The organism is Sporomusaceae bacterium ACPt (assembly GCA_041428575.1).
Taxonomy (GTDB): domain Bacteria; phylum Bacillota; class Negativicutes; order Sporomusales; family Sporomusaceae; genus Sporomusa_D; species Sporomusa_D carbonis.
Map to the genome: position 1 here is coordinate 2,096,978 of CP155570.1, position 26,347 is coordinate 2,123,324.

Consider the following 26,347-nt stretch of genomic DNA (forward strand, 5'->3'; position numbering starts at 1 on the left):
ATAATTTATTTTATATATGTCTCAATTTCCATATGTTTACCGTCTGACTTAAAGACTATGGCTCCCTGCTGATCTGTCCGGTAGACTATGGTATGTATATCAGCCAGCCGTTTTAGTGTTTCCGGATGAGGGTGCCCGAACCGATTGTTATAGCCGGCAGAAATGACGGCAAACTTAGGGGAAACTGCCTGTAAAAAGGCCGGTGTACTTGATGTCCTGGCACCATGGTGCCCTACCTTGAGTACTGTACACGGGTTTACCTTTTTAGCAAGCAATTCTTCCTCACCATGTGCTTCCAAATCACCAGTAATTAAAAAACTATGCTGACCATAACTGACTCTGACCACACTTGACACTTCGTTGCCTGTTGCAGGCTGCCTGTTATTGTTGTCAACAGCTTGCTCAATGTTAAATGCTACGCCATCAATTTGAAAATTTTGCCCAGTATACGTTGGAATAACAGTAGGTACCGGTCTGGTATGAAGCAGTGCTTGTACCGCGGTTGAATATGTTTCACGTGCCAACATAACTTTATTCACTCTAATATTAGCGGCCACGCCGGCCGCTCCGCCTGCGTGGTCCTGATGCCCGTGGGTCAAAATCAAATAATCAACAACAGTAACGCCATAATGCTTAAGATAAGGTGCGACTACCCGTTCGCCAACATCAAAGCTTGAACTGTCAAAACTGCCGCCAGTATCTACCAAAACAGCTTTACCGTGTGGTGTGATTATTAATGCTGCATCACCTTGTCCAACATCAATAAAATGTACCGACATCGGCCTGGGGTACCATATATAAATTAAGACTGAGCAGATAACCAATGTGGCGATAATAGCGCATTGTCGCGGCCAGTTGACTATTAACCCCCTTGGCCCCGGAATATTAAACGGGCGCCAGCCATAAATCCATGCTAAAAGCAAGTAATACATAACACTACCTGCTATCCCTACAGAAGGTATATAAATAGTACTTCCCGGCAGCGATGCCAGTAATGCCGTAAGAATAATAACAAGACCAATTAGCAAACTGCTAACAACAAATACTATATTGCCAATGACCGGAACAACAGTATACAAAATAACACCAGCCAACCCAAGTACTATCACCAGTTCAACAATCGGCAATACAATTAAATTTGCGGCAAATGAAATTAATGAAAAGCTGTTAAAGTGCCAGACAATCAAAGGTAGCACAACAACCTGCGCGCTTAAAGTCACTGCCAACGGACCAGCTAGCCATAAAGGCAATTTAGTCATATATTTTAATGTTGGCTGATACAAAAACACTAAACCGGCCGTAGCACCAAAAGACAGTTGGAAACTGATGTCATATAAAAGCATGGGTTGATAAACAAGCATGCCAAGAGCGGTAAGCGATAATGCTGCAGGCGCATAACTTTCCCGTCCGATCACTACAGCCAGTAAGCTGATTAACCCCATGACAGCCGACCGTATTACCGGCGGTGTAAGTCCACTAATAACGGCATACAGTATAACTGCCAAGCCAGCTAGGGTTACTGTCGGCAATGAACCTAGCTTAAGGCGATTTCCTAACCATCTTGTCAGGCCTGCCACCAATGCAATATGAGAGCCGGATACTGACAAAATATGTATTAACCCAGTTGTTGTGAAGTCATTGATAACATTTTTATTAATTCCTTGATATCCGCCGAATAGCACTGCAGTTAAAATGGCAGCGTCATTTACCGGCATTACCTTTTGTAGGGCGTTAACAATTCTGTCTTGCCAATCAGCAAGCGCAACGCGCCAAGAATGTAATGTTTTAGAGGAAACGACGGCAAGGTTATGACTCTGAACAGACATGCGGGCAGTAATGTTTTGCCGCTTAAGCGCAACAGTCATATCAATTTGGCCTGGATTATTATACCCATGCAATTCTAATACTTTACCATGAACAGTTATTCTGTCACCATAAGCCGCAGGTTTAAACTTTTCCTTATACAGCACACTTACGCGTACTTTCCCGCTAGCACGTACCAATAAATCGGCTCGTTCCGGTTTTACTTTTTCAACGTTGACAATATACCTGGCCAGTCGACTTTGAGCGTTAAGTTCAGTCGTCTCAGGTATAGTGTCAATTACCCCTTCGACACTGACATTTTGCCCAACATACTGACTAATATCATCTGATCGTACCATAACATTCTGTTGATAGTAAAGTATTCCCGCAATAAAAAACAGGCCGATAATCGGCCAAAAACTTTGTCGGCAGTTGCGGTGAACACGCCATAACGCAACTAGTAATAGTAGCACAGCTAGCGCACAGAGCATCGAAACATGCCAGCTATATAGTCCTGAGTACCAAATTCCTGCCGCAAAAGCAGCAGATACAAATATAATAATATTGTTTAAATCCATTGCCTATATCGATATTTTAGCTTTAAATTGATTGTATTTGGACTCACCTATTCCGGGAACTTTTTTTATATCTGCAGTATCTTTAAATAATCCGTTCGCATTTCGGTACTCAACAATGCGCTCGGCCAATGCCGGACCAATACCGGGCAACTTATCCAGGTCAGCTGGGGAAGCTGTATTTATATTTATCTTGTCACTATCATGGCTACCACCGCTGACGCCACTGCCCGCCTGCGCACCCGTATTATTGGTTACTACAGAAACTGTATAGGGGACATTGACTTGCATTTCATCTTTTACCTGCAATGCCAGATTAATTTTTGCAGCATCAGCGCCAGGAGCAAAACCGCCGGCAATAGTAACAGCATCCACAACCCGGCTGCCTGAGGCAAGTTTATAGACGCCAGGCTTATTCACTGCGCCGCTAACATAGATCACCACTTCACTGCTATTTCCATTATTTATATTGTTGGTTGCAGTTGTTGAAACACTTGCTGCCGGTGAGACGGTATTCGAAGCATAGCTATCTGAACTCTTTCGCACAAAGTTGTAAAAACTATAAGCTAATATTCCACACGCCAGCACGATAACAATAATTAGCTTTTTGCGCAAGCCTTCCATAAACCAATCCCACCTTCCACTTTTTTGACTAATATTTCAACATAGTAAGCCAATATCCTGCATAGTTTTCAAATTTTGGCAAAATGTTTAGAATACAGTCCATTGACATTGCTTGACTGGTTTATTACCATAGATTTGTAGTATAGTGGCTTGGGCCCGGTAGTGCAGGATGGCAGGATTGTAAGAGCCTTGAAAGTAGGTGAGTATTTTTACCTGGCCATAGCTTAAATGTAATGTAGAAAGGTAGGATGGATTTAAATGTCAATTCAATTCGTAATAGTTATCCTTTATATTGCCATGCTTTTTGCAATCAGCCTGTATGCCAAACGCAAAGCAGCTGGCGGTAGTGTCAATTTCTTATTTGGCGGCCGGCAAATGAATACACTGTTAGTAGCCGCCAATGTTGCCGGTCTGGCTGTTGGAGCTGCCTCAACCATCGGGGTAGCGGAAAACGCCTTCAGTGTTGGTATAGCTGCTGGCTGGTACAATGCCGCCTGGGCAGCAGGCGCACTGGTAATGGGGATAGTTGCGGCCGGTAAATACCGTGAGATGGACTGCACCACCATTCCCGAACTGTTTGAACGGTATTATGACAAAAAAGGCCGTGTTATCAGCGTTATTGGCCTTATCACCATACAATTGGTTATAACTTCGCTGCAATATCTGGCTGGGGGCGCAATTTTGTCCTCACTTTTGCCGGAAGCGTTTTCTTTTACCGGCGGAATGATTACCAGCGCTGTCGTTTTCGTAGGAATAACTCTGATTGGCGGACTGTGGTCGTCAGGATTGTCCAATATTGTCAGTGTTGCGTTAATCTATCTGGGAGTTATCACCGGAACAGTAATGACTGTTGTTCAACAGGGCGGGCTGCCTACTATTGCCGCCAAACTGCCGCCAAATACTGACTGGTTTGGACCAATCGGCGGGCTTGGCTTGGCTACCATTATCGGCTGGTTTGCCGTCATGATTACTCAAAGCATCACCGCGCAGGGACCTGTTCAGATCGCTTGCGGGGCCACTAGCCCCAAGACCGCCAAACATGGGTTCCTCTGGGGAGCATTGTTGATTTTCCCGATCGGATTCTTATGTGCTGTTATGGGCTTAGCTGCCAAAGTAGCTTTTCCTGATATACAGGCAACAATGGCGTTACCGAAAATAATTATGGGACTTAACCCCGTTGTATCCGGAGTCACTCTTGCCGCGCTATGGGCGGCAGATGTATCTACTGCCTGTACACTGCTGCTTGGCGCAGGTACCCTGTTTGCACAGGATATATATAAACGTTTTGTAAACTCGGGTATTACCGAAAGTCGCTACATGACAATTAATCGTACAACCATCTTGGTGCTCGGACTTATTACATTGTGGCTGGCCTTTAACGCAGTAGGAATTTTGAAAACTTTACTTATTGGGCTAAGCTTAACCACTGCTTTTACTCTGGTATTTTTGTTCACCATTTTTGCTCCCGGATTATGCCGGCGGAATTCAGCCTTTTACACAACTCTTGCCGGTATGATTGCTTTACTGGCGTGGCAGTTATTCCCAGGAGTTAGAGTATTTGCTCACCCAATTTATTTGGAGTGGCTTGTCTGTTTAGCAACCTTCCTGGCAGTCGCAATTCTTGATAGCCGCAAAATTACCACTACTGAACTCTCTGGTCAAATTGCAATACAATAATAGGAGATTGATAATGGAGGAAATAACCAGCATAAATGTTGGGCGAGCCGCACTTAAGATGGCAATCAGCGAAACCCGGCAGGATGAACAGGACACTCGCCAATTACTTGCAAAAAGAAACATTCAATCAGTAGCAGTAGATTTCGGCGGTGAATTTATCCCTTCTGTAAAGAAAATTATCGAAAGAGCCGTTGTAGCTGCCCAACGCCAAAACCTTGTGCCGGCCAATCATGTTGGCGAAGGCGCAGTCGCCGGAGCGGTACGTGACGCGTTGGAACAAATTTCTGCTAAAGCAGTAGGCCTTAATGTGGGAGGTAAAATTGGCATCGCGCGTCATGGCGAACATCTTTGTGTAGCTGTTTATTTCGGAGTTGGCGTGTTAAATCTTAATGAAGTTGCGGTAGGACTAGCACATCGTTCTTTACCACACCACTAAATGACTAGAACAAGTAAAAAAGGAAAGCCTGACCCTAATCAGGCTTTCCTTTTTTACTTGTCTCTGATATTCATAAAACACTAAAACACCCCACGCTTAGTGAGTGCTTTATACATTTCGTATCTGAATATGCTCCCCTGAAAACTTCACAGAAGAAAGACTCGCAATATAGGATGTTCCTCGCTAACGCTCGGAACTAAGCGATTCGCACCAATCAGCCTTCGCCTCTCGGCTCGCCTTCTTAGGCTCTCTGCTTATCGCTAACGCTCGGAACTAAGCGATTCGCACAGGCCTGTACGGAAGGAAACGCGTCACTATCGCTCCGCGTCAACGTCTCGCACAAAAGTTCCTGCTCGCTTTCGCTCTCAAACTTTTGGCTCGCTTGTTGAAGTCAAGTCCTCGGCCTATTAGTACCAGTCAGCTGAATGGATTGCTCCACTTACACACCTGGCCTATCTACCTTGTCATCTGCAAGGGACCTACTTCAGCCCCAGGATGTGATGAGCCGACATCGAGGTGCCAAACCTCCCCGTCGATATGGACTCTTGGGAGAGATTAGCCTGTTATCCCCAGGGTAGCTTTTATCCGTTGAGCGATGGCCCTTCCACTAGGAAAGAGAATGAATCAATTGAACAAAAACTGCTTGAATTACCACTTGGCGCTATTTTAGAAATCAAGCTTGAATATCCCTTTTCAAGCATCATTAATGGAGTACTCTTACGTTCCTATGAGTCTCATGGCTATAAAAACACTAAAGCACTCCTTGTGGAGTGCTTTAGTGTTTTTATTTTAAAGACCTCTAAGCAATTGGGCCAAAACTTGATATTTAGCATCGCGGAAAACTTGATCAGAATCAACGATGTACCATTCACCATTAATTTTTTCGAGACCCACCGGCTTAATTGTAATATTAAGAGAATTTTGTTCTTGTTGCAAAGTAGCAATAACAGCAGCATAATTACCTTGCTGAGCAACTTTTTTCACGGAAAGTAGATTAGAACTCTTAATTGTGGAACTGCTCTGTCCTGTTACAAACTTTAATACTGTCTGAGTATCGCTCATAGAAGTTGGAGACACATACAGTGCAGCTTCATTCATTCTGCTATTTTTGGCTGAATCAAAGAAATTATGTACCACCTCTTCCGGTGATAAACCTGACGGACGCTTAACTGAACTACCTCCACCGCAACCTGCTACAATAACCAGTATCATGATCAGCACAGCAACTAAAATAAACTTGTTTCTCATAATTAGTTTACTTCCTTTCCTTTCGCGATATTATGGTAACAAGATACATATGTATTATAGCATACATTAGATTAATTTTATATATTACTGACCTGTAAATTACTACCTTAAGTAAATGCTATCATCCTTCAATAATATAGGCCGTTATACGTCGTCGGCCATAAGCAAAGGCTTCATCTAATGTTTCCATAGCTAAGTCGATCTTATAACCTTGTATAGCGCCACCAATATCATCAGCCACGGCATAACCATAATCCGGTATATATAATTTAGCTCCCAGCGGAATAACATCCGGGTCTACCGCAACCAATCGTCGCCGGACATAATTTCCCCGGTAGGTAAAGTCGGTTTCCCAAATATACCATCTGCTTTTCCTTATAAAAATCCTGCCTTTATTAATTTTTCCTGTACTGTTTTCACATCATCTCCCTTCATTCCATAACGCGCAATGATCTTGGCATTCACGACAGTATTCGCCGGTTTGTTATTGACAACTTTCTTAGTATCTGCCGAAGCAATTGGATGAAAACAAATAGTTAACCCCAATAAAATAAGGGCAACCTTTTTATACATCGTTTCACCTCACTTGGCTTGTCCTTACTTTATTTATACCATATATTACGTTAAATGAAATGGGAGTTAGGTACCATTTTTATATAAAATTATGTAAACAAAAAAATAAAACGTAAAAACTTTCACCTTCCTTTAGTAAGATGCATATTATGTATAGTAGCATCTATTTTTTACGAAAGGGAGGTTGAACGTTATGTCCAAAAAAACTAATTGGGGCTGGGAAGATCCAGAATTAATCGACTGGGAGGATTCCTACCCCGATGCCGCTAGTAGAATGCACGAATCCAGGTGTTTGCCGTTAGTTGCAGTAGCATTGGCTGCATCCTATCCTTTTGTTTGCTCCCCTCGCCGTTATTGCTATCCCCGCCGCTGGTATTACTCCGGCTATTGCCGTCCGTATTATTCCTGTTCGCCAATATTTTTGTGTATTCCACTAGGTTACCGGTATTAAGATCTTGGATGGTAAGTAGTTAAAAAAAAATCCCCACCTTAATAAACAATCTCCTTTTTACGGAGAAATTTGCTTATGGTGGGGCTTTTTCTGCTGTCCGAGTGCTAGCAGTTTTTCATTGTTAACCAATAAATTCCTGAGAAATCATAAGACCGTATGGGTCACCTTTAATTATACCAATACCAACTTTGGAGAATCCGGAATTTAATATATTCGCGCGATGGCCTGGAGAGTTCATAAGCGATGTGTGAGCATGATCAACAGTCGCGTCACCGGCAAGGCGGTAGCTGATGCCTTGTGCTTTCATCATATCAAAAAGGGAACCATAGGTAGGGGAAGTCTGAAACCTCACCCGCGGGAGGTACAAAAAAAATGCTGAATAATTATACCCGGTTTATGATCATCAATACCGGTGCCTATAGCATAGAAAGTGTAATGCCCAAAATTAAAGAGTTTTGTGAAAAGTTTAATATGCAATACGACGTTACCCCGGGTTCGTTGCGATTGTTACGCCTACTGCTAACAGGGCAGGGCCCTGGCGCTCGGAATTTATCGTTCTCAATCCTGGACAAGAGACCTCACTAAGTGATTTTTACCCAATATTGGCATCGGTTGCTGCTGATTAGTATTATATAACTAATTTCAACTAAATAAAAAGTGGCCTCAACCCGCATTACGTAAGGGTTGAGGCCACTCCTTTCTATTATCTATTAATAGTAATATAGCTCTCCGAGAGTGAACAGGTATATGACATTAAATGGAGCCTAATATGGCAAAAACGCAATAAAAAACGCCTTTCAGGAAAACCCTGCAAAGGCTTTTGATTTAATTGGTGCCGAGGACACGAAACCTGCGGTAGACAAACTTAAGCAGTGTGGTTGTAGCATCTCACCCTATCTATTTTTTTGTTTTCTGCTATATTAAACTATCCTATGTCATCTAATTACATATTTTGACATAATACTTTTGTTATAATACACAAAAAAAGGAGGTTTGTCTATGTTAAACAAAAAAATTCTTATTATTGGCAGTCTTGTATTGGTTTTACTATTAATCGGCTGCGGAAATTCCAAAAAGATAACAATGGACAAATTCAACAAGGTTCAGACCGGTATGAGTTATAAGCAGGTAGCTGAAATCATGGGCGATCCTGGTGAATTAGGAGCTTCCACCTCGATGCCAGGAGTTCCCGGCGTGATGGAAGGCATCGAAAGCAAAATCTATATGTGGAAAAATCCAGATGGTTCCAATATGAATGTCCAGTTTCAAAATGATAAAGTTATAGGAAAAGCCCAAGCAGGCTTATAAATCAACATAGAAAGGGAGATAATCTATGACTGTTACCTTAAAAAACTCAACAGGAGCGTTGAAGACAGCTCCAACAGGCTTTTCTTGGACCATGTTGTTCTTCGGTTGTTTCGTACCTTTATTTCGTGGTGATGGTAAGTGGTTTATTATTTCGCTTGTCGCTGGATTTGTAACTGTAGGGTTGTCCTGGTTAGTCCTGCCATTCTTATACAATAAAATTTATTTACGCAACCTGCTTGAAAAAGGATATGTCCCGGTTGATGACATTTCAAAAAGTCTGTTGATCGAAAAGAAGTTAATCGCTGAGTAGGAATAATTCAGCCCCGGCACCGCCGCCAGACCGGTGCCGGTTTTTTTCGAAAACAAAAAAGCCGCCCACCGGAGGATGCGGCGAAAGATCATTTAACAATTTTAAGCTTAGGAACACCTGTTTCGAGTAGATAATTTCGCTCTAAGTTACACAGAGCTTCAATATCTTGTCGCGGAAAAGAAATATCATCAATAAATTGATTTCGTGATTTGATGTTATTCTCTATAATAAGTTCACACGCTTGTTTTAACATTAACGGTTCTTCTTGTTCAATTTCATCATCCAAAGGCTCTGCTCGACGCCATCCCCTTGTATACATTTTATTTCTTAAATAAGAAAATTGATTATCATTCATAACTCCAAGCTGGTACATATAGTGCAATAACGACTGAGCGGAAACTTTCCATCTTTTCTTTAGTAATATTATAGATTCCAAGGAAGATACAGAAAACGCTTCACGCCTGATTGATTCTGCCGGCATCAAAAATGAACTTGCAAACCATTCCGCTTCCTCATCCATTCTTTCTCTATTTGCCTCAAAATACTCTTTATCCACCCAGGAATGTAATACATGATGAGCCAATTCATGAGCAGCATCACGTCTAGAACGTACAGCACTGGTATCTGGCGTTAAAAATATAATTGGCCTTTTTATATTTACACCAGTAGCTAGAACAGAACATGCATCAACTTTTTTAGCACCAACATTAACCTTGGCAACAACAAATCCGTTATTTTCTAAAAGCAAAGTCATGTTACTTATAGGTCCTAATCCTAAGCCCCAATATTTTCTCAACTCAGCAGCTGCTAACTGAACATCTTCAAATGAATATTTTTCAGATACCTTTGTCAGTATTTTTACTTCGGGAAATTCAATAAATTGTTGAAGATAATGATAAATCTCGCGTACCCATCCAACTTTACCTTCAAAAATTTCAAAATCTCTTTTTGTGGCTGTTTTGCATTTTCGAAAAAAGATCGGCGTTGTTGATGTATACGGCATTGGCTTGAAAAAATAGCCATACGGAAGATCAAGTATTTTACATATTTTTTCAAATATTTCTGGTTTGGGGCTGTTGCTTCCGATTTCATATTGAGATACAGCTTGTTTACTTATATCAAGCTGATCAGCCAATTCGTTTTGTGTAATCCCCCTAATACGCCGCCCTTCTCTTAGACGTTCTGGTAATGGCGAGCTGCTCCACGAAGGGGTTTTTGCCATAGAGATCACCCTTGTTTTAGTTTTAAATTAAATTTTTGGGTAACATTTTCGTAGAACTCTTCTTTTAATTCACCTGCTGCTTTTTTTTCAATGTATTCTACGAGTTCCTTAGAGATGTCCCCTGAAATATCCCAGCAGTAATTCGACTCCCAGCCAGAATAATCCCATGTCGGAAACCCAATTTGAATAAAGGTAATATTAAAATTCTTATGACCATATGTAATAAGACTAAAAGGCACTGAAGTATTTTCTGGTATATACTCTGAGCCAAGATCCAAAAATATCTTATTAGACATAGCATTACTTACACGATGGACGGCAGCCTTAGGTAAAGCATTAGCTTTATTCGATTTTTTTATGTGAAATTTTCCAATCGGCGAATGATATTCAATATAAGCATGCCCACATTTCGGTATTGTAATTTCACGGTATTGATAAGGAAATTGCCCGACATCAATTTCGTCAATTTGTTTAGCCATAAGACGATCAATAAATACTGGAAACGCATGCCCTGCCAACATTGACGCTCTTCTAGGAATACTAATCATTTCGTCTCTTAGGCTTTTACTCATCTTGCTTGCAACATAGACACTAGAAGCGAGAATCTGTCTTGCTTGTTGGGGAAACATTTGCGCAAAAAGCTCGTCGGTATTACGCAATTTTACTTACCCTCCCATTAACTTGACTATTTTATAGTTTTATTATAAATCGCTTGTCTAAATAAATCAAGTATTTTTTTGTATTCACTTAATTTTGTCAAGTTAATGTTTGCTTCTGTTTTTTTACCCAAAACAAAAAGCCCACCCCCAACCGCATGCTGAGAGTGGGATTTGCTTTTAAAACAATATAAATAATTTATTTACGGCGCGCCGGTACATGACCTGGCCGCCGTTTATCTCTTTGAAATTAGTATCAACATTTGCTTGTATGTCAACGGCTGCATCCTTACTAAAATTTCGTTGAGCAGCCAAAGGAATATAATAATCACCATCATGTACGCCAATACCGGCACCAATATACCAATTCTTATAATTATTAACCTTAAACACACCTACATCCCAGTTAGCTTCCGGCGTTTTAGTTTCATTAGATACTACCACGGTCCGGTCAGTCTTTTCAAGTGCCAATGGCGGCAGGGTTTTGTCATTATTTTTAATCTGGTCACTTACCTTCTCGGCTGCCACCTGGACCGTTGGAGCTTGCACAATATAACGGACTTCCGGCTGTCGCTGTCCGGCCTTGGCCTCGGCAACAGCAGCCGCTAGCATTTCGGCGTTTTGCTTGCTGATTTTAAGCTCGTTTTGCAGGGTGTTAATGTTTTGAGCCTGTTGCTCGGTTAGTATCGTTGCCTGTTGCAGTCGGGCTTCCTGTGCGGCGTGCGATCGGTATAACAGCCACCCTGCCAACGTAACCAAAAAAACAACGCCAAACAGTATAGCCGCCTGGCGCTTGGTTAAACTAAACATATCCTCTCCCCTTTGCTTAAAACGCCGCCCATAAGGACGGCGCTATTTTTATATGTGTGACACCCTCCCATTCAATTCTGCAAGCTTCGCATCGTTGAAGCGGTCGACCGTGCTGAGATATCCGGTAATGCGGCGAGTGCGGGTAATGGGCGATTTTTCGACAGTTTTGACAACCAATTCGTCACCATCAATACTGATAAAAATAGCGGCCAATTCCTTTCCTTTTTGCGCCCAGATTACTTTTTCTTCGGTAATAATCTTTGCAATTTCGTCATCAGTTACGCCGGAAGCGGCCTGTACGGAAATTCCGTCAATAATCATATGGTATCACCTGCGAAGTAGTCTGTCACACCCCTGGCAATCGCCCGGGCCATGCGGTCCTGCCACGTCGGATTGGCCAGCAGCGCGGCCTCCTCGGCATTTGAGACGAACGCCATTTCGACGAGGCATGCCGGAGCGTCGGTTTGTGTCAACACGTAGAAACGGGATTCTTTGTCCGGGTCGCCGTCAGAATAGTCAACGCGACCATATCGGTCCGGGAATTCGCCAGCAATCTGATTATAAATACATGTAGCCAACCTGTCCCCTTGGGTTTGTCCAGGTGAAGTCCAGACTTCAAATCCGGCAGCAGAAGGATTGCTTGCGCTGTTGCAATGCAGAGATACAAACACGTCAGCGCCCCAGGAATTTGCCAGCTCTGTCCTATAGCTCAAATTGTCAGTTTCTGCCTGCTCCCAGTCGGTGCGAGTCAGCATGACTTCACAGCCAGCTGCAGTTAGATATTTTTGCACCAGCCGGGAAATGATCAGTGTTACGTCGGCCTCCTGCAATCCGGTTGCTGGATTGACTGCGCCGGGATCAGTGTTACGGCCAGCATGGCCGGGGTCAATGCAAATTTTAGGCATTTCAATTTTCCCCCTTGTGTAAATCAGGCGTGTCTGTCGCCTGTTGAATTTTTCGTATGGTAGCCACTTCAGCGTCGATTAGCCACCCAACTAATACCTTCGGTACGATGATTCGTCGCCAACCTAAAATGTCCATGACCGCCTGAATGGCTGCCGCTCGTTTCTCATGATTCTCCATATCGTCAGCGTGCCGGTCCATTTCATAGATGATTGTTTGCAGTCCATCCTTGGCTTTCCCGGCAGGAAGTCCGCGGTATACTATATGGACAACCAGTGCCAAAACCAAAGCCGCCAGCAACGCGCCAGCGGCCCAAATGAATATTTGTAATTCGCTTGTTGGTATCATTAATGTTTCACCCCTTCTATTCCATCCAATCTCTTATGAGCAGATTTAGTAGATTCTTCGACTGCAACGAGCCGCTTATCGATGTTTTTTTGGTCTTGTTCCAACCGAAACAATATTGTTTCTATTTTGGCAACTGCTTCTTTTAATGAATTTATAGCGGCCTGAAGTGGATTAACGATTAAGTATTTTACTAACGCGGCAGAAAAACTGATAATCGTAATGATCTGTACCGTGTTGCTCAAATTTAGTTCCAATATCCCACCCCCATAAAATTTTACATAAGAAAAGCCGCTCATCGGCGGCAAGGTTATATTTTCTCCAACTCCTTCACATCCTTTTTAACTTGATCGATTTCAATAGCTTGGTGCGCAGCCTATAGCTATTGCAATGCTTCATAATCCCCAAATAGCTTTGCAGGCTGGCATTAAACTTTGTGAAATCAATCAACCCCTTTCGATATTGTTTCTGCAAATATTTAAGACGACGTTTCATCTTCAATGCCGTCTTCTTTCTAAGTTTTATATGGGTAGGCCAAATGCGGTACCCGCAAAAATCGACCCCTTGATTAGTGGTGCGGATCGTCGTCTTGTTATTCAGCGTAAGTTTGAGCCGATTGGTTAAGAACTGCTCAAGTGCAGAGAGAACACGCCAGCGTTCGCGGCGTTGTTCCAGTTGCCACCACGGATCGGAAGTTTACGGCATTCTCCCCAATATGTTTAAACCTTAAAAGCCTTTATCCAGCCGCCAAGCATGCGGCCAATTTCCGATAACATTCTCGCTAGATTTTCATAGCGATTAATCGGTAAAAACTTAAAATCATATCCCAGCCGGATATGATAGCGCAATATTTCAAGCTGAATATCCGCATCTTGCAGTGTTGTCTTCTTGTGATATCGCTTGTTAGCCGTAATAAATAGTTTCAGCAATTCGGTTGCGGCCTGTTTTGTGTCTGCCGCTAGCGTGTGTCTTTCACTCTTAGGATATTGCCGAATGCTTTCGTGAAGATAGTGGAGCATATCATATGTTTTCTGCAAAATAGCTAGTTCAGACAATAATGGTCACCTTTTTTCAGGAAATTCAGGGACGGACTACCGTCCGTCCCGACAGATTACAAGCTTCAAAACCCAGATTACGCTGGGATATAAGCGGAGCGGAACCCGATGTTGCCGCTCGAATACGCGCGGGCGTAGTACAGGAACAGGTTGAAGACACCGGCGCTCGCGGTGTTGTACCAGTCGCCACCACGGAACGGAATACGCTCACCGTAGTTACTAACCCAGAGGCAATCACTGCCGAGGCCAGCCCCAGGCGGTTGAATGCCAAGATGTTTAAGCATCGCCGGGGGTGTATAACCCGACTTAACAGTTAAGCTTTCGAATGTCACGGTGCTATAGCCATAATAGCTATCAGTAGACGGATCTGTAGTATACATTGGATTAGCGCGCGAGTTGCTAATTATCGGGTCGCCACCGATATCAGCAATAACCTGATTACTATTTCCGGCAGTGGTGTTGTCAAAATATGCGCCTGTATCCAGCCACCCAGTGACATCGTGGCTGGCGTTCTGTGTTTTGAAGTTATTCATAGCAACGCCGCTGGTTCCGTGAACGTAAATTTTGCCGTCCACAAGTTTCAACCCGTCGTTCCACTCCCACACATTGCCGTTCAAGTCGGCAATGCCAAAAGGCGTATTATCATGATACCAGGATGCCGGTCCGCTTCCGGTGGCCGTGCGACCAGTTTTACCAGCGCCGGTATCAAAGTATGTCTCTTTGCCCCGTTCATAGGTCGCCGAATGATCACACCCATAGTTGTTGTTTCCTCTTGGCATAAATCCGTTTTTCCGGCACCACAAGGCAATGGCCGCCCATTCCGCGTTGGTCATCAAATGCCACCCCGGTCCTTTGGCAGTGCAATAATTGCGTGCCGTATCAAAGTTGACATAGACGGCAGGGTCCTGGCCCGGCAGAGAGAGAGCGCGGCCATCACGCACGACGTTTAGAAACTTGGAAATATAGATTTCCGACATTTCCCGGCCGTCAACAATAAACGCCGGATGCGGGTCAGAAGGCCAAGTGGCGTCAATATCACTGAGTTTAAACTTCGGAATAACGACCATAATGCTGGGGTTGCCTTTGTCGTCATAGACAACGGTGTTTTTACCGCCGCTGGCGGCCTCAATCGATTGACGATAGGTGTCCTTCATGCTATAAATCATTGGTTTTCTCCTCCTTCATTGTTCAGCGGTTTGTTAAGGGGCCAAAGCACTACTGTAACCGCGTCCATGTCAAGCGGCAACTGCTCTTTGTTTAATACCGGCTGCCCCTGATCGTCAACCTGTCCGGTATCCACCATGTGGTACTGATGCGGCGGAATAATAATAGTCGCCGCATACCATAGGCTTTTTTCCCCTTCAACCAAGGTGCCCATATTATCCTGATAGATATCGATAATCTCTTCCTGATCGGACTGCCGTTCGGCCGCATCAATCATTACCGTGTTTTCACCTGTCCCAACAAAAATTAAAGCACCTTCGTTACCGCAAGGAGCTTTCTGACCAGGGCTTATTTCTTTGATAACCATATTCATGACCTCCTACGCATTAGGATTAATCAAGGTCCAGCGTACCCGAATAGCGTCGGCCGCGCCTGTCGATCGCACCTTGAACCCGTTGTATGCTTTATCATACACAATTAGCTCGCCTACGCGGCCCATATCGCTGGCATCTTCCACGGTAAGCTGTACGTCGTAATTCGCGTCCGGCATCCAGAATCCGGGAATGTTTACCAGGGCAAACGGCTGGGTAGTGTAAAAGCAGGTATAAGCCGCTTCAATTCGACGCTCATTGTAGAAAGTACAAGCGTCCAAACTGGCCGTCTGGTCGCCTGCCGGTACCACAATACGGTAAAGTTTTAACTTCCCTTCCGGAACCGTCTGATCCACAAACACCCGGTATCGTTGCTGCGTGTTGTCATAATCCACATAAGCATAATAGGTTTGACTGGTTGCTCCCGCGTTGGGTGGTACAGCGGCCACACTGGTCTGTTCGTCCGGAATGACCACAATCTTTCCGTCTATATACATCTTCGATGCGGCAGCGGCATTAAAAGTACCGGTGCGGCTAATCTGTAAATTTCGCGTGCCCGGCACCGCGCTAATTACACCGCCGTCAATGACAAATTTGTTGTAAATGACCACACTGCCCTGCTGCAGCCTTTGTTTCTTCCACTTTTCAAGCTCCAGATTGATGCCGCGCAGGCCGCTCATAGCCTCCAAGAGTACAGCGGCCATAGAGTCCATTTCCGGATGCAGCCGGTCGCGGATGCCGGTTTGATAAAAAATCGGTTTAATATCTTGCGCGACAATTACGTTATGATAGAGTTGGCTGGGCGTGGTATTGGTTGCGCCATAGCCGGGGGCCCCGTCGGGGTTCGTAATTGCATCATAAGCGGCTTGATTACGGCGCATCACCTTAAAAAACGCAAGTGCATACACATAGCCAGTTGCACACTTCAGCGCATCGCAAGCTGCCGCAGAACCATCTCCGGCCACAAATAAGGCAGTGTCGGCAACAGACGAACTAAATACATAATTTGTGTCGCCGGCATTGCCGCCCCAAGCCTTAACTCTTGCTGTGTGATTAACGCCTTTGGGATATGTCGTAAAATCAATGTCAGAGACAGTACGTAGCCGCCAACGAAACTGTAAGCGACGGGTTGTTTCATCACCAGCGGTAGGGTCTTGTAAGTCATTGGCCAACGTGCCCGACTGCACGCCTCCGTAGCGATATACTGCCTCGCTATCAGTTTCGGGAGAACCGCTCGGCGCTACTTCTTCGAACCAAAACTCGATAAACGCTAGGTCGTATCTTACTCCCGAATAAGGCGCTTCAGGGAAAATAATGTCGCTGGCATCATCAGTACGGTTAGCACCATTAATACGCGCTAGCCAACCGTTGACGCAAGCGATAGTGTTCGAAATACGTATAGAGTTGAGTGGTGAAGTTATGTCCGTTTGCACATCCATTTGCAAAATACCGGATGGCAGAATCGCCCGAACCATCTCTGCGCGGAGATGGTTTTGGATTTGTTGTAAAAGATTAAGTTCAGAGTCAAGCGGTGGCTTACCTTGTTGCCACATGACGGCAGAAAAGTTTCGCCCGGTAGGGTCCAAGAGCCGAGATACGCCGGAACTTACCTGTGGCCCGTTTGCCCACAGTTCGCGCAGCGTAGTATCGCCCTGGTATTTGACTATTTTTTCAGCCAATTAAATCGCCTCCTTTAGATCTATCTTCCACTTGTAGCCAAGTGAAGGTTTACCATTCAATACTGTACCGATTTCCGGATTGAACTTTTTACATACTTTAGAACCCGGATGTAATATTTCGATCGTTTCGGTTCGCGACGGCGCATTGTTAAGCAGATGGCCGCCTTCAGTTTTGATAAGCGACTGCCAGTCGGGATGATGAACTATTGTTTGTCTGCTGTAGCTCGCAGTGTTATTCAGCGTCTTGGGACCGCACAGGCTAAATGAAGCCGCATTGAGATACTTAGTGACGACCTGTTTGGTTTCACTAAATGTCACTGGCGTAACAACTACTTGCGACCAATTGAGCCGCGGATTTTGAAGGTTACCGTTTAGTCGATAACCGGTAAAATCGCTCCGGATTCTAGATATAGACTGGTTCACTGTTGTTGCGGAGACAGTAATTCTGCCTTTATTTAGTACTGCGCCAGTAAAAATTCGTTCAGTGATTAATTCGTCATGACCAATGTCAACCATTGTGCTTGTACGTGTTCCGGAAGCATTAAGGATAAACGTTGAGTTTCTAAATTGCTTAACAAGTTCCTGTGCCGTGTGCTGGTGTACTTGTACCCGCTCGATACGGGATGCATCGTTAAGATTGATGCCTCCGTTCAGTTTATATCCATTGAGACGACTACCTGCAAAAACATAGTCTTTTTTTGTTTCGTCCCATTGGGTATTTGTGACTACTGTTTCCACAGCGCCCGCACCTAAGCAACTGCCGATAAATATAACGTGCGACTGTCGTTCGATATAAGACAAATCAATCATCTCTGCTTGCACTGGGCCGACAGTATTGAGGATCAACATGCGGTCCGGTATACCTACAATTGCCTCTAAGTAAGATCGAGTGTTTTTGACTTGATTAATTATGTTTAAGATTGTACTTAAACGAGTTGCATCAGGCGGTTCATCGCAAGTGCGAATAATGAAATGGAACGGTTGTCCTTTATACTTAAACCACTCCACCACCTCACTCGTTACGAACGCAACACTTAGCACCTCTTCGATTACTTTTAGTGTACCTTTTTGCTTATGCCATGCGATGGACAGCCGTATGAGCTCTCTCTTTTTTTCTATCGGAGGAAAATCCTCGTCATAAAAATCAACATGCCATTGCCAAGCCAGTAAATCAATAATTGTTTCCGGCAGCTCCCCCAGTCTGGATATCAATAATACGTCATTTATCGCTTCAGTTACTGCCTTAAGTTCCCGGTTGAGGGATTGAGCAGCTGCCTGCACTTGCGTATCATTCCGGATGCTGGGAGGCAAAAGGTCAAGTAAGCTCACATCTTTTAGATTAGCCATCTTCCAGCCCTCCAAAGGTCAGTGTTACCGTACCGGCTATTGCCACCTGGTACGACTCTAATACGGCATAAACCGGCTCATTAACAACAATTCTCTTAGTACCCGCTTCCATGACTTGCCTAATCAATTCTGAGGGGTTAATATCACGCCCAAGCTTACTTTTTTGCCACTCAACATAGTCATTTACCGCCGCGATAACTTCTTGCTGGATTGCCGCACTAATGGCAGCATCCTGGCTGTCAATATAGTAAGTAGCCACTATGTTGTAATTCACTACCTCAGGTGCTAATACTACCACTTTGTCGGTAAGTGGTCGAACGGTAGAGCTATTGCACGTTTCCAGGACACTTGCGAGCAGCTCTTCCCCCGGCAGTTCACCGCCATCGAGCAGCGGCCTTATTTCAACTGTACCAGGCTCTGGGCTATAAACCGCAACATCAATAATGTCTTGCGACGCGGTTTTGGCCCAATATTCATACGCACCAGTCGGCCCGGCGACGCTGAAACTTTCCGGAGCTTGCCGTATACGGGTACGATAATTGTCATCATCCTCGGTATCAGCACCGCCGGTGCTCTCGGTAATGTTAACCGCAGACTGTACCCATTGAATCGGGTCAACTAATTTTTTTATTTGCCCGGGCAAAAAACCGTTACCGTCCACTCCCGTTTCGGTACATTCGGCAGGCACATCTACCGTAAGCTCTCCAATCGGAATCTGGCCTGCCTCCGTTACTTCAAAGATTACACCACTAGCAGTGGCTACCCGAATACCGTCCGGTATAATAACTACCTCAGACTGAGGTGCCGAAAGAGTGAATCTGATAGTAGTCGTGGCTGCACTGGCTGCAAGCCGTGTAGCACCGACCAACACGCCAATATGGTCTAAAAATTCATCTTCGGCATAGGCTAAGAGATTTTGTTTGGCAGCGTAGTCAATCAAAATACGCTGCTGAACAATTATGGCAGCAACGGCTTCAAGAAAAAGCCGTACCGGGTCACCGGCTGCCAACGTCCGGCCGGTCAAAGCCTCATACAGCGTAATGATTGATGATTCAATGTCCTCGGCATTCTTATCAGTAAAGTCAATATCCGGCAGGTCAAACATGTTAACCTCCTTTCTAAGCCAAAGCTCTTTTAAGTTCGTTTGCCTTGGTGTCAAAGGACTTTTTCATTTCTTTAACCTCTTTGAAAGCCTTTTCTATTTGATCTGCATTTTTAGCAAGCTGGTTTACAAAACCTTTCATGCTCGCGCCAAACAGTTGGCCTATAGCACTGTTGCGCAAGGCTTTATCTGTTTTAGCCACATTTTTTAACACATCGACAATAGCATTGACAGGGCTGGATTTAATCGCCTTCGCCATGTCTGATGGATTCATACCCAAAATTTTGAGCGATTTTAGCTGTTTTGATGTGAGATTGCCTAGTTTAACATCAGCTAAGGTACTTAAAAAATTGTTTAGTCCCCTGACAGCAAGCGCCAGATCCTTTACGATCGACGACATTACCTTGTTAGCGAAGATTCGCACTTTAGTGACAGCCATATTGATTTTTGCAGCAGTATCTTTAATTTTATCAACTGCTTTTTCAAGGTCTGATTTAACCGCTGTTTTCGTTTGCTCAGCTTTTGTCGTTTCTACCTTTTTTACCTGTTCCTTTTTCTCTCCGGGCACCGGGTCGAGGTAATATTCCTTAAGAACCACATCCACGCCGGCCGCCAGCAGGATCCCCTGGTTGTCAATGGTTGTCCAAGCCTCGCTGAGGGATTCTATCACAAAATTACCCAATACCTTGCCGCCAATGACCAACGGATAATATTCACCATTTTGGACAACACTTCGGATTTGCTCAATCTCGGCCGCAGGGTTAATGCCCAAAAATGCCGAAAACACCATGCGAAAAGAAATGGTATCTAGCCCTGGAGAAATAAACTCAAGCTTTGCTTTCTGGTTTATGATAGCATGTTCTTCAAACTTGGCCTGGGTTTGCCGTTTGAAGTCATCGAAGGTACGAACTTTTTCGCTGGACACATCAAAGATAATTGGCCCAAAGGTTCCAAACATTATATCACCCCGTTAATTCGGACTTTTACACTTGGGATTAGGCGGCCTTCGAAGGCGTCACCGGTATAGGTAACCTCTAACACCTGTGCCCTGGGCTCGTACTTTTGGATAGCGGCAACGATTTTGGCAGTTAGCCTTGCTTTAGTGACCGGCATGGGCGAGTCTAACAAACTTAAATCAACGCCAAATTCGCGGTCCAGTGGTACGGAAAACACCGGTGTAGTCAGTATTGTCCGCACGTTTTGGGCGATTTCGGCTATTTCATCGGGCGCAAAGTCAATAGTTTGGCTGGCTGTTATTTCAAGTTCCATATGCCATTCTGCCCCCCTAACTAGGCGTGCCAGTGTTGCCGCCGCCAGGCGTTACGCCGCCGTGAGTATGGTTTTTTAGGCTGATACCATCGGCAATAACATCGCCCGTCACGTTTACATTATTGGTAGCTATGATATTTACCGCACCGGTAGTAACAATGGTTAAAGTGCCGCTGTCAGCAGCTGGCGGCATATCGGTATCGGAATAAAATGAGCCCAGGCAAAATCCCTGAGCGTTGCCGTTCGGCAAGAATAAGCAAAGTACTTGCTCGCCGACATCCGGCAAATAATGAAACTTGTTTTTCATTGACCAAGGCACGATAACTGGCAAGTCGTACGACACCATGCCTTGGCGATCCTCAAAGGCCACGCGGACACTGGCCGTTGCCGAATCAACCGAACTTACTTTGCCTACCCGGACGATATTTTTTAGTATCGAATCCATTAATATCCCTCCAACACTTTACGAAGATCAATTTTAACAGTATAAGCGCTTCCGGCCTGGTGGCTTGCCTCACTGACAAAATACTTGCCATCAAATATCCCATAACCTTCAACTCGGACTGTTACCCCGGCCACCAGTTTCAAATCACCCATCAGTGTAAAAGACGCTTTAATTTCGTCTTTGTTTTTTTGGCGCAAGCGTTTCTTTGCCAGCCGCTGCGCTTCGGCCAGTGTTGTTACGCGCTCATTTATCACTAAGACTTTGCCTGTCGGCAGCGCTTTCGGCGGCGTATATGTGTAAGAAAAGCTTTTTCGGTTTTTGGGGCTATGGTAATCAATCCGGCAAGAGGAATATAGCTCGCGAGTACTTGATTGAAAGCTATAGTTTTTTACCAGCGCCACATCTTTTTTGATGGTCATTACCGGTTCCAGTTTTTCATAAGCAGCATCATCAAAAATAACAATTTGTTTATCAGTGACTTTAAGCGATAATCCGGCGTCCTCGCACAGCTTTAAGAGAAACGATAAGTCAGATTGTTGGGTTTGGTCTACGCGGTCATAGGATATGTCTTCTTCGGTGTCGTAGAAAACTTCCAGGCCAGCTCCGGCCGCAATATCCTGGGCAATAAGATAGAGCCTGGTTTTTTCCCAGGCTCTGGTTTTCTCCTCGCCACGCAAGGATGTCGATACCGGTACTGATACGGCTTTAACAGTAACCCGTGATGGTGGACCGGTAGATTCAATTTCATCCACTTCGAAAATGCCTAGCGGTAACTTTTCGGTTTTTCCTTCTTCGTAAAAGTTTTCTGTAACCAATGCTGCCTTTAACACAGCCCCCTTGTCTGGCAACCAGTCACCACGCCATAGCCCCGCCCTGTCTTCCAGTGTGATTTGCAAGTCATCAGCTTTCCCACTAGCGTGGTCAGTGTACGAAAAAGTATCTAGGTACTTGGCCAGGTAAGTTGATATGTTTTTATTATCGTAAAGGATTTCTAAATTTGCCCTTCGTGACAGCATAGCATTAGCTCCGTTTCCAGGGCGGTAATGTCGAGAGCGCAACTGTTTCGACATCCGGGATCACAAGTTTAATGTTTGCCGGGAATATAGTAACATTCCGGTACTGGTGGTTAGCTTCAATTAGGATGTCGATAACTTTTTCTGTACCATAAACACGGTAAGAGATTATATCCCAAGTATCGCCCTGAGCGGTGGTGTAGTTACGCATAGCTAACCCTCCGTTGCTGGCGCTGAATTGCTTCTAAGCGTTCAACCAATTTATCTTCGGCTGCTTTAAGCATCTGGCGAATTTCCTGCACGTTGCCGCCGGTAGCATGGATTACCGGTGCGAAAGTCACATTGATGTCACCGGTACCGCCCGCCGATCTGACACCAAGCATCTCGCCAGCCTGAGCCCATAACGACAATGCCCGGGGACTGCCATCAAGGGGAATAGCCGCTTCCGCGCTATCTTCTGCAAAGGTAGTTAAAAACGCACCTTTGCTATAAATACCACCTGCAGCATTTGAAGCTATTTGGGTACTCAAACCAAAACTTCCAGCCGTAGCTCCTGCGGAAAAACTTACACCAATGTTAGCAGCAAAATTTTTAACACGGTTTTTGAGATTATCAAAATAGCTTAATGCTCGATTAAAGACTTCTAAAATCCTGTCTGGTATTTGCATAAACCATTCAACAATCGAATTATAAACATCCATTGCCCATTGTTGTGCTGATGACAAAAATGTACTAAATGTAGTAGCGGCGTTATCTGGTAATGTAGCTAGAAAACCTATTACATTTGTAACTAATGCACTAGCCCACTGCCCAGCCACAATTGAGGCATATTGGAAATAATACGCTGCTCGCTCTGGCAAAGTTGCTATAAACCCTATAGCATAGCCAATACCGTAAGCAATCCTGTCTGGAAGCTCGTGAATAAATTGAGTTGCAACCTGATATGCGTTGCCAAACCAATTTGATACTGCGGCCCAAACCTCTTCTGTTTTTTGTTTTATCAAATCCCAGTTTTTATACAATAAATAACCGGTAGCTATCAGTGCGGCTATTCCTACAATGACTAAACCAATCGGATTTGCGGTTAACGCCGCATTCCACAGCCACTGTGCTATAGTGGCAACGCGGGAAGCAACTGTATATGATTTTGTAGCAACGGTAGCTGCCTCGTTGGCAGCTTTAATTTTTGTCATCCATTCCCATACCGTCATAAAAGGTAAAACTAGCCCCATAGCTATATATCCGAGGGCCGAAAAGGTCACTGTCGCTGCCATGATGCCACCAACGCCGAGCACAAGGGCATTCGTTAAATTAGGATATTTTTTAGACAACTCTTCAATTGTCGAAAACAAACCTGATAGCTTTTCTGCAAAAGTTCCTAACACTGGCAAAACAATGTTACCGAGCGTTATCCCTACTGCATTCATTGAATTTCTCATAAGTTGCAGCTTGTTTTCGGTTGTAGCTGACCTTGCGTCAAACTCAGCCTGCATACTGCCAGCATATTTAGTTTTATCAGCTACTTTGGCAAAGTTATCTTCAAGCGCCTGCAAATTGGTTAAAAGTGGTGAGATAGCTCCAATGGACTCTTTGCCAAATAAATCCGAAAGAACAGATGCTTGCTGGTATTTCGGCAACTGCTGTAGGGCTTTAAGTACTGTCAAAATAGCGCCTTGTGCATCTTCCTGCATGTATTTTGCCATATCAGCAGCGTTCAAGCCGAGAGCTGCAAACGCCTCTGCCTGACTCTTGGTAGCACCTTCACCTGCAACCATACCTAACACAAGGTTCTTAATCCCTGTCGCAGCAATTTCTTCTTGGATACCAACACCCACCATAGTTGCGCCAAGCGCAGCTATCTGTCCAGCGGCCACTCCGCCAATTTCGCCAAGCGGGCCAATACGAGTAACCACCTCAGAAATTTTGGGCGCAGACGCGGCAGTAGTATTACCAAGATAGTTTATTTGATCCGCTAATGATGCAACCTCACTTTGGTTCATTCTAAATGCAGTTCGCCACTGCGCCATCATCTGGCCGGCTTGTTCCGCGGTTACATCAAAAGCGACCCCCATTTTAGCAGAGTCTTCAGCAAACTTTAGTAAGTCTTCCCGGGCTATCCCTGATTGCCCGCCTGCCGCTACTATTTTAGCCAGTTCATCTGCTGCCATCGGTATACGCTTGGAAAGTTCGGTAATATCATTACCCATTTCCTTAAATTGCTCTGGTGTATCAAAATCGACAACTTTGCGCACATCTGCCATAGCTGATTCAAACTTCATTGCGGCCACGACTGGAGCGCCAACAGTCAGCGCTGTCTCGGCTGTATTCCAAATATTATCGCGAAACTTTTGCTTGCCATCTTCTAATGACTTTCGCATGGACATTGCCCGTCCAAGTCGCTCCTGCGCTTTAACGACTTTGTTTAGCTCCGCCGACATTAGCTTATGGGCATTAGTATAGGACTGAGCGCTAATTACCCCTTTCTTATATGACTCATCGAGTATTTTTAAGTTTACTTTAAGTCCGATAACTTCTGACTGTGTTCGCGCCATAACCGAACTTGCCGATGAAAAAGCAGATGTAAAGCCCGAACTTAGTCTAGCCGCAATGTTGAACATCATTTCAAACGTCTTTGCCATGGCGTCACCTCCTCCGGTTCATTGCTCGAACATCGGCTACCCATTCTTCCAGTTCATCTAACGAAAGGTCTAACCAAAACTCAAGTGATGAATTTATATTGGCGCATAGTCCTAAGCAAACTTTTCGGATCACCTTCCCCGGTTGCTCGCCTAGTCCTCGTTGAATAAAAAATTCTGTACCAACATAGTAACTCGCGAAAACTCTCTGGCAGGCAAGGACAAAATCATCTCGACGGGCACTTTCGCGGCCTGAGCAGCAACAGCAGCTTGGTATTTCATTGAAAAAGATACTGCCGGCGTCCGATCACCCATAGCGCGAACTTCCGCTTCTGCCTTTAATAAATCTTTGCCTGTAAGTGCATCAAAATTCAAATCAATAGATAAGTGTTCAACACCTTCAAAATTAACAGGCTTTTTGAAAATTATGTTCATGCGAAATTCCTCCTACTATTTTCTTTTTTTAAAAATTGTCATACACTAATAGTGAGAGGGAAAGGGGGCAACCACGTGGATAGGCTCTTTGATATTATTGAGATAGTGTTCAGACTATTCCTCTTTGCTGTAGTCTTCGGATTTTCTTATGTTGCCGGCATGGTCCCTGGCTCTTTTGTGTCCGTAGCCTTTGCTAAGCTCGGTTTAAATAGCGAAATTGGCTTTTGGATAGGCTGCATTCCAGGAATGCTTTATTTTCTTATTAGATTTAAAAATATATATTGGTGGAAAAATTACAGCCAAAGTGAAACAAAACAATAGAACTAGGGCTGCAGTCCATTTGGAATGCGGCCCTTAAATTTTTAAATTAGCCCCAATGCCTCGCGCACGGCCGCCAGATAGTCGAAACCTTTGATACTGCAGATGTAGTTATACTTGTCAATTTCAACCAATACTTCATTGTTCAATTTAATTTTTATATACACCACTTCAAATTCATTCGATGCATCGCCGCCGGCGCCGACATCTAATTTACCGAGGTCTGTTTTTTTAGGAACGGCCTTAACTACTACTTTTAGTGGCTGTGTAATATATTCACCTGAGCCTGCATCATAAACTTGAATAGCGCCGCGTAGGTCGAGTGAGTGAGCTTTTTGTTGTGCTAACCCAACGAGCGGACGGGTTATTGTACGCCAGTTCAAAGTTAATGTCATGCTGCCGAAGTGTCCGAGTACTGGGCTATCTACCTCACCAGCAATGCCAGCGCCTTTCACTGTGTCTGTAAGCGGCTCAATGCTCGGCAGTTGAACGTCTGCGACACCTAGAAGATCAATGCCGTCCTGATATACGCGGAAATTAATTAATTTTTCTGGTACCGGGTTCATTCACTG

At 44.4% G+C, this 26,347-nt stretch carries 34 protein-coding genes and 1 other annotated feature; of the genes, 7 read left to right on the forward strand and 27 right to left on the reverse strand.

The window, feature by feature from the left end; translation table 11 throughout:
* Window positions 1–5: 5 nt before the first annotated feature.
* On the reverse strand, window positions 6–2,381 hold the full coding sequence (locus SCACP_RS10705; protein ID WP_425057586.1) for a DNA internalization-related competence protein ComEC/Rec2: 2,376 nt from the start codon (window positions 2,379–2,381) through the stop codon (window positions 6–8).
* Window positions 2,382–2,384: 3 nt separating this feature from the next.
* Window positions 2,385–3,002, reverse strand: a complete 618-nt coding sequence (locus SCACP_RS10710; RefSeq protein WP_425057587.1) for a helix-hairpin-helix domain-containing protein — start codon at window positions 3,000–3,002, stop codon at window positions 2,385–2,387.
* Between the two features lie 258 nt (window positions 3,003–3,260).
* On the opposite strand from SCACP_RS10710, the gene SCACP_RS10715 reads away from it, so the two are divergent.
* A complete protein-coding gene (locus tag SCACP_RS10715; RefSeq protein WP_425057588.1) occupies window positions 3,261–4,679 on the forward strand; it encodes a sodium:solute symporter family protein in 1,419 nt (472 codons plus the stop codon).
* A 13-nt stretch (window positions 4,680–4,692) separates the two neighbouring features.
* Window positions 4,693–5,115: a HutP family protein gene (locus SCACP_RS10720; protein ID WP_425057589.1), complete on the forward strand. Its 423-nt coding sequence runs from the start codon at window positions 4,693–4,695 to the stop codon at window positions 5,113–5,115.
* A 422-nt stretch (window positions 5,116–5,537) separates the two neighbouring features.
* Window positions 5,538–5,683, reverse strand: a sequence feature (23S ribosomal RNA rRNA prediction is too short).
* A 221-nt stretch (window positions 5,684–5,904) separates the two neighbouring features.
* Here SCACP_RS10720 and SCACP_RS10725 read toward each other — a convergent pair.
* The 3 genes from SCACP_RS10725 to SCACP_RS10735 form a co-directional block, all read right to left on the reverse strand.
* Window positions 5,905–6,363, reverse strand: a complete 459-nt coding sequence (locus SCACP_RS10725) for a hypothetical protein (protein WP_425057590.1) — start codon at window positions 6,361–6,363, stop codon at window positions 5,905–5,907.
* Window positions 6,364–6,484: 121 nt separating this feature from the next.
* Entirely contained in the window at window positions 6,485–6,673 is a 189-nt protein-coding gene (locus SCACP_RS10730; protein WP_425057591.1) for a 3D domain-containing protein, read from the reverse strand.
* 65 nt (window positions 6,674–6,738) lie between these two features.
* Window positions 6,739–6,936, reverse strand: a complete 198-nt coding sequence (locus tag SCACP_RS10735; protein WP_425057592.1) for a hypothetical protein — start codon at window positions 6,934–6,936, stop codon at window positions 6,739–6,741.
* 193 nt (window positions 6,937–7,129) lie between these two features.
* Between SCACP_RS10735 and SCACP_RS10740 the strand changes: the two genes are divergently transcribed.
* Complete coding sequence (locus SCACP_RS10740) at window positions 7,130–7,387, forward strand: hypothetical protein (RefSeq protein ID WP_425057593.1); 258 nt, start codon at window positions 7,130–7,132, stop codon at window positions 7,385–7,387.
* A gap of 121 nt (window positions 7,388–7,508) precedes the next feature.
* Here SCACP_RS10740 and SCACP_RS10745 read toward each other — a convergent pair whose 3' ends face one another.
* On the reverse strand, window positions 7,509–7,739 hold the full coding sequence (locus SCACP_RS10745; protein WP_425057594.1) for a CAP domain-containing protein: 231 nt from the start codon (window positions 7,737–7,739) through the stop codon (window positions 7,509–7,511).
* A gap of 20 nt (window positions 7,740–7,759) precedes the next feature.
* On the opposite strand from SCACP_RS10745, the gene SCACP_RS10750 reads away from it, so the two are divergent.
* The 3 genes from SCACP_RS10750 to SCACP_RS10760 all read left to right on the forward strand — a co-directional run bounded on the left by SCACP_RS10750 (window position 7,760) and on the right by SCACP_RS10760 (window position 9,005).
* A complete protein-coding gene (locus tag SCACP_RS10750) occupies window positions 7,760–7,972 on the forward strand; it encodes a DUF1638 domain-containing protein (RefSeq protein WP_425057595.1) in 213 nt (70 codons plus the stop codon).
* 414 nt (window positions 7,973–8,386) lie between these two features.
* Window positions 8,387–8,695, forward strand: a complete 309-nt coding sequence (locus tag SCACP_RS10755; protein WP_425057596.1) for a DUF3862 domain-containing protein — start codon at window positions 8,387–8,389, stop codon at window positions 8,693–8,695.
* Between the two features lie 25 nt (window positions 8,696–8,720).
* A complete protein-coding gene (locus SCACP_RS10760; protein ID WP_425057597.1) occupies window positions 8,721–9,005 on the forward strand; it encodes a hypothetical protein in 285 nt (94 codons plus the stop codon).
* A gap of 88 nt (window positions 9,006–9,093) precedes the next feature.
* Here the strand turns inward: SCACP_RS10760 and SCACP_RS10765 are convergent, their stop codons facing one another.
* From SCACP_RS10765 to SCACP_RS10860, 20 genes are all read right to left on the reverse strand, one after another.
* The gene (locus SCACP_RS10765; RefSeq protein ID WP_425057598.1) at window positions 9,094–10,227 is read right to left on the reverse strand and encodes a helix-turn-helix domain-containing protein; all 1,134 of its coding nucleotides are present in this window, start codon (window positions 10,225–10,227) and stop codon (window positions 9,094–9,096) included.
* Window positions 10,228–10,232: 5 nt separating this feature from the next.
* Window positions 10,233–10,886 (reverse strand): hypothetical protein, encoded by a 654-nt coding sequence (locus tag SCACP_RS10770; RefSeq protein ID WP_425057599.1) that lies wholly within the window; start codon window positions 10,884–10,886, stop codon window positions 10,233–10,235.
* A 177-nt stretch (window positions 10,887–11,063) separates the two neighbouring features.
* Entirely contained in the window at window positions 11,064–11,693 is a 630-nt protein-coding gene (locus tag SCACP_RS10775; RefSeq protein WP_425057600.1) for a hypothetical protein, read from the reverse strand.
* A gap of 48 nt (window positions 11,694–11,741) precedes the next feature.
* Complete coding sequence (locus tag SCACP_RS10780; protein ID WP_425057601.1) at window positions 11,742–12,014, reverse strand: hypothetical protein; 273 nt, start codon at window positions 12,012–12,014, stop codon at window positions 11,742–11,744.
* A complete protein-coding gene (locus SCACP_RS10785; RefSeq protein ID WP_425057602.1) occupies window positions 12,011–12,598 on the reverse strand; it encodes an N-acetylmuramoyl-L-alanine amidase family protein in 588 nt (195 codons plus the stop codon). Before SCACP_RS10785 ends, SCACP_RS10780 begins: the two co-directional genes overlap by 4 nt.
* Window position 12,599: 1 nt before the next feature.
* Window positions 12,600–12,944: a hypothetical protein gene (locus tag SCACP_RS10790; RefSeq protein WP_425057603.1), complete on the reverse strand. Its 345-nt coding sequence runs from the start codon at window positions 12,942–12,944 to the stop codon at window positions 12,600–12,602.
* Complete coding sequence (locus tag SCACP_RS10795; protein ID WP_425061381.1) at window positions 12,944–13,240, reverse strand: hypothetical protein; 297 nt, start codon at window positions 13,238–13,240, stop codon at window positions 12,944–12,946. Before SCACP_RS10795 ends, SCACP_RS10790 begins: the two co-directional genes overlap by 1 nt.
* Before the next feature lie 420 nt (window positions 13,241–13,660).
* On the reverse strand, window positions 13,661–13,996 hold the full coding sequence (avd, locus tag SCACP_RS10800; protein WP_425057604.1) for a diversity-generating retroelement protein Avd: 336 nt from the start codon (window positions 13,994–13,996) through the stop codon (window positions 13,661–13,663).
* A 77-nt stretch (window positions 13,997–14,073) separates the two neighbouring features.
* On the reverse strand, window positions 14,074–15,162 hold the full coding sequence (locus SCACP_RS10805; protein WP_425057605.1) for an SUMF1/EgtB/PvdO family nonheme iron enzyme: 1,089 nt from the start codon (window positions 15,160–15,162) through the stop codon (window positions 14,074–14,076).
* Entirely contained in the window at window positions 15,159–15,527 is a 369-nt protein-coding gene (locus SCACP_RS10810; RefSeq protein WP_425057606.1) for a hypothetical protein, read from the reverse strand. Before SCACP_RS10810 ends, SCACP_RS10805 begins: the two co-directional genes overlap by 4 nt.
* Window positions 15,528–15,539: 12 nt before the next feature.
* The gene (locus SCACP_RS10815) at window positions 15,540–17,210 is read right to left on the reverse strand and encodes a hypothetical protein (RefSeq protein WP_425057607.1); all 1,671 of its coding nucleotides are present in this window, start codon (window positions 17,208–17,210) and stop codon (window positions 15,540–15,542) included.
* Window positions 17,211–18,557: a phage tail protein I gene (locus SCACP_RS10820; protein WP_425057608.1), complete on the reverse strand. Its 1,347-nt coding sequence runs from the start codon at window positions 18,555–18,557 to the stop codon at window positions 17,211–17,213.
* Entirely contained in the window at window positions 18,550–19,662 is a 1,113-nt protein-coding gene (locus SCACP_RS10825) for a baseplate assembly protein (protein ID WP_425057609.1), read from the reverse strand. The genes SCACP_RS10820 and SCACP_RS10825 overlap by 8 nt, the downstream gene beginning before the upstream one ends.
* Before the next feature lie 13 nt (window positions 19,663–19,675).
* Window positions 19,676–20,617, reverse strand: coding sequence for a phage tail protein (locus SCACP_RS10830; RefSeq protein WP_425057610.1), 942 nt, complete (start codon window positions 20,615–20,617; stop codon window positions 19,676–19,678).
* Window positions 20,617–20,928, reverse strand: coding sequence for a GPW/gp25 family protein (locus SCACP_RS10835; protein WP_425057611.1), 312 nt, complete (start codon window positions 20,926–20,928; stop codon window positions 20,617–20,619). The genes SCACP_RS10830 and SCACP_RS10835 overlap by 1 nt, the downstream gene beginning before the upstream one ends.
* A 16-nt stretch (window positions 20,929–20,944) precedes the next feature.
* Window positions 20,945–21,373: a phage baseplate assembly protein V gene (locus tag SCACP_RS10840; protein ID WP_425057612.1), complete on the reverse strand. Its 429-nt coding sequence runs from the start codon at window positions 21,371–21,373 to the stop codon at window positions 20,945–20,947.
* Window positions 21,373–22,389, reverse strand: a complete 1,017-nt coding sequence (locus SCACP_RS10845; RefSeq protein WP_425057613.1) for a phage late control D family protein — start codon at window positions 22,387–22,389, stop codon at window positions 21,373–21,375. Before SCACP_RS10845 ends, SCACP_RS10840 begins: the two co-directional genes overlap by 1 nt.
* A 4-nt stretch (window positions 22,390–22,393) precedes the next feature.
* On the reverse strand, window positions 22,394–22,597 hold the full coding sequence (locus SCACP_RS10850) for a tail protein X (protein ID WP_425057614.1): 204 nt from the start codon (window positions 22,595–22,597) through the stop codon (window positions 22,394–22,396).
* Window positions 22,590–25,025, reverse strand: a complete 2,436-nt coding sequence (locus SCACP_RS10855) for a phage tail tape measure protein (RefSeq protein WP_425057615.1) — start codon at window positions 25,023–25,025, stop codon at window positions 22,590–22,592. Before SCACP_RS10855 ends, SCACP_RS10850 begins: the two co-directional genes overlap by 8 nt.
* A gap of 150 nt (window positions 25,026–25,175) precedes the next feature.
* The gene (locus SCACP_RS10860; protein WP_425057616.1) at window positions 25,176–25,457 is read right to left on the reverse strand and encodes a phage tail assembly protein; all 282 of its coding nucleotides are present in this window, start codon (window positions 25,455–25,457) and stop codon (window positions 25,176–25,178) included.
* Between the two features lie 75 nt (window positions 25,458–25,532).
* Here SCACP_RS10860 and SCACP_RS10865 point away from each other — a divergent pair, with 75 nt between their 5' ends.
* Window positions 25,533–25,778: a hypothetical protein gene (locus SCACP_RS10865; protein WP_425057617.1), complete on the forward strand. Its 246-nt coding sequence runs from the start codon at window positions 25,533–25,535 to the stop codon at window positions 25,776–25,778.
* A 41-nt stretch (window positions 25,779–25,819) separates the two neighbouring features.
* Here the strand turns inward: SCACP_RS10865 and SCACP_RS10870 are convergent, their stop codons facing one another.
* Window positions 25,820–26,341 carry a phage major tail tube protein gene (locus SCACP_RS10870; protein ID WP_425057618.1) on the reverse strand — a complete coding sequence of 174 codons (522 nt, stop codon included), beginning with the start codon at window positions 26,339–26,341 and terminating at the stop codon, window positions 25,820–25,822.
* Window positions 26,342–26,347: the final 6 nt, after the last annotated feature.

Coding starts and splice junctions, on each gene's coding strand:
- SCACP_RS10860 (WP_425057616.1), bottom strand. CDS start 25,457: ATGAACATAATTTTCAAAAAGCCTGTTAATTTTGAAGGTGTTGAACAC.
- SCACP_RS10840 (WP_425057612.1), bottom strand. CDS start 21,373: ATGGATTCGATACTAAAAAATATCGTCCGGGTAGGCAAAGTAAGTTCG.
- SCACP_RS10820 (WP_425057608.1), bottom strand. CDS start 18,557: ATGGCTAATCTAAAAGATGTGAGCTTACTTGACCTTTTGCCTCCCAGC.
- SCACP_RS10720 (WP_425057589.1), top strand. CDS start 4,693: ATGGAGGAAATAACCAGCATAAATGTTGGGCGAGCCGCACTTAAGATG.
- SCACP_RS10855 (WP_425057615.1), bottom strand. CDS start 25,025: ATGGCAAAGACGTTTGAAATGATGTTCAACATTGCGGCTAGACTAAGT.
- SCACP_RS10710 (WP_425057587.1), bottom strand. CDS start 3,002: ATGGAAGGCTTGCGCAAAAAGCTAATTATTGTTATCGTGCTGGCGTGT.
- SCACP_RS10705 (WP_425057586.1), bottom strand. CDS start 2,381: ATGGATTTAAACAATATTATTATATTTGTATCTGCTGCTTTTGCGGCA.
- SCACP_RS10725 (WP_425057590.1), bottom strand. CDS start 6,363: ATGAGAAACAAGTTTATTTTAGTTGCTGTGCTGATCATGATACTGGTT.
- SCACP_RS10760 (WP_425057597.1), top strand. CDS start 8,721: ATGACTGTTACCTTAAAAAACTCAACAGGAGCGTTGAAGACAGCTCCA.
- SCACP_RS10790 (WP_425057603.1), bottom strand. CDS start 12,944: ATGATACCAACAAGCGAATTACAAATATTCATTTGGGCCGCTGGCGCG.
- SCACP_RS10755 (WP_425057596.1), top strand. CDS start 8,387: ATGTTAAACAAAAAAATTCTTATTATTGGCAGTCTTGTATTGGTTTTA.
- SCACP_RS10830 (WP_425057610.1), bottom strand. CDS start 20,617: ATGTTTGGAACCTTTGGGCCAATTATCTTTGATGTGTCCAGCGAAAAA.
- SCACP_RS10870 (WP_425057618.1), bottom strand. CDS start 26,341: ATGAACCCGGTACCAGAAAAATTAATTAATTTCCGCGTATATCAGGAC.
- SCACP_RS10810 (WP_425057606.1), bottom strand. CDS start 15,527: ATGGTTATCAAAGAAATAAGCCCTGGTCAGAAAGCTCCTTGCGGTAAC.
- SCACP_RS10795 (WP_425061381.1), bottom strand. CDS start 13,240: ATGAGCGGCTTTTCTTATGTAAAATTTTATGGGGGTGGGATATTGGAA.
- SCACP_RS10785 (WP_425057602.1), bottom strand. CDS start 12,598: ATGCCTAAAATTTGCATTGACCCCGGCCATGCTGGCCGTAACACTGAT.
- SCACP_RS10750 (WP_425057595.1), top strand. CDS start 7,760: ATGCTGAATAATTATACCCGGTTTATGATCATCAATACCGGTGCCTAT.
- SCACP_RS10845 (WP_425057613.1), bottom strand. CDS start 22,389: ATGCTGTCACGAAGGGCAAATTTAGAAATCCTTTACGATAATAAAAAC.
- SCACP_RS10740 (WP_425057593.1), top strand. CDS start 7,130: ATGTCCAAAAAAACTAATTGGGGCTGGGAAGATCCAGAATTAATCGAC.
- SCACP_RS10835 (WP_425057611.1), bottom strand. CDS start 20,928: ATGGAACTTGAAATAACAGCCAGCCAAACTATTGACTTTGCGCCCGAT.
- SCACP_RS10765 (WP_425057598.1), bottom strand. CDS start 10,227: ATGGCAAAAACCCCTTCGTGGAGCAGCTCGCCATTACCAGAACGTCTA.
- SCACP_RS10735 (WP_425057592.1), bottom strand. CDS start 6,936: ATGTATAAAAAGGTTGCCCTTATTTTATTGGGGTTAACTATTTGTTTT.
- SCACP_RS10715 (WP_425057588.1), top strand. CDS start 3,261: ATGTCAATTCAATTCGTAATAGTTATCCTTTATATTGCCATGCTTTTT.
- SCACP_RS10780 (WP_425057601.1), bottom strand. CDS start 12,014: ATGATTATTGACGGAATTTCCGTACAGGCCGCTTCCGGCGTAACTGAT.
- SCACP_RS10825 (WP_425057609.1), bottom strand. CDS start 19,662: ATGTTTGACCTGCCGGATATTGACTTTACTGATAAGAATGCCGAGGAC.
- SCACP_RS10775 (WP_425057600.1), bottom strand. CDS start 11,693: ATGTTTAGTTTAACCAAGCGCCAGGCGGCTATACTGTTTGGCGTTGTT.
- SCACP_RS10850 (WP_425057614.1), bottom strand. CDS start 22,597: ATGCGTAACTACACCACCGCTCAGGGCGATACTTGGGATATAATCTCT.
- SCACP_RS10805 (WP_425057605.1), bottom strand. CDS start 15,162: ATGATTTATAGCATGAAGGACACCTATCGTCAATCGATTGAGGCCGCC.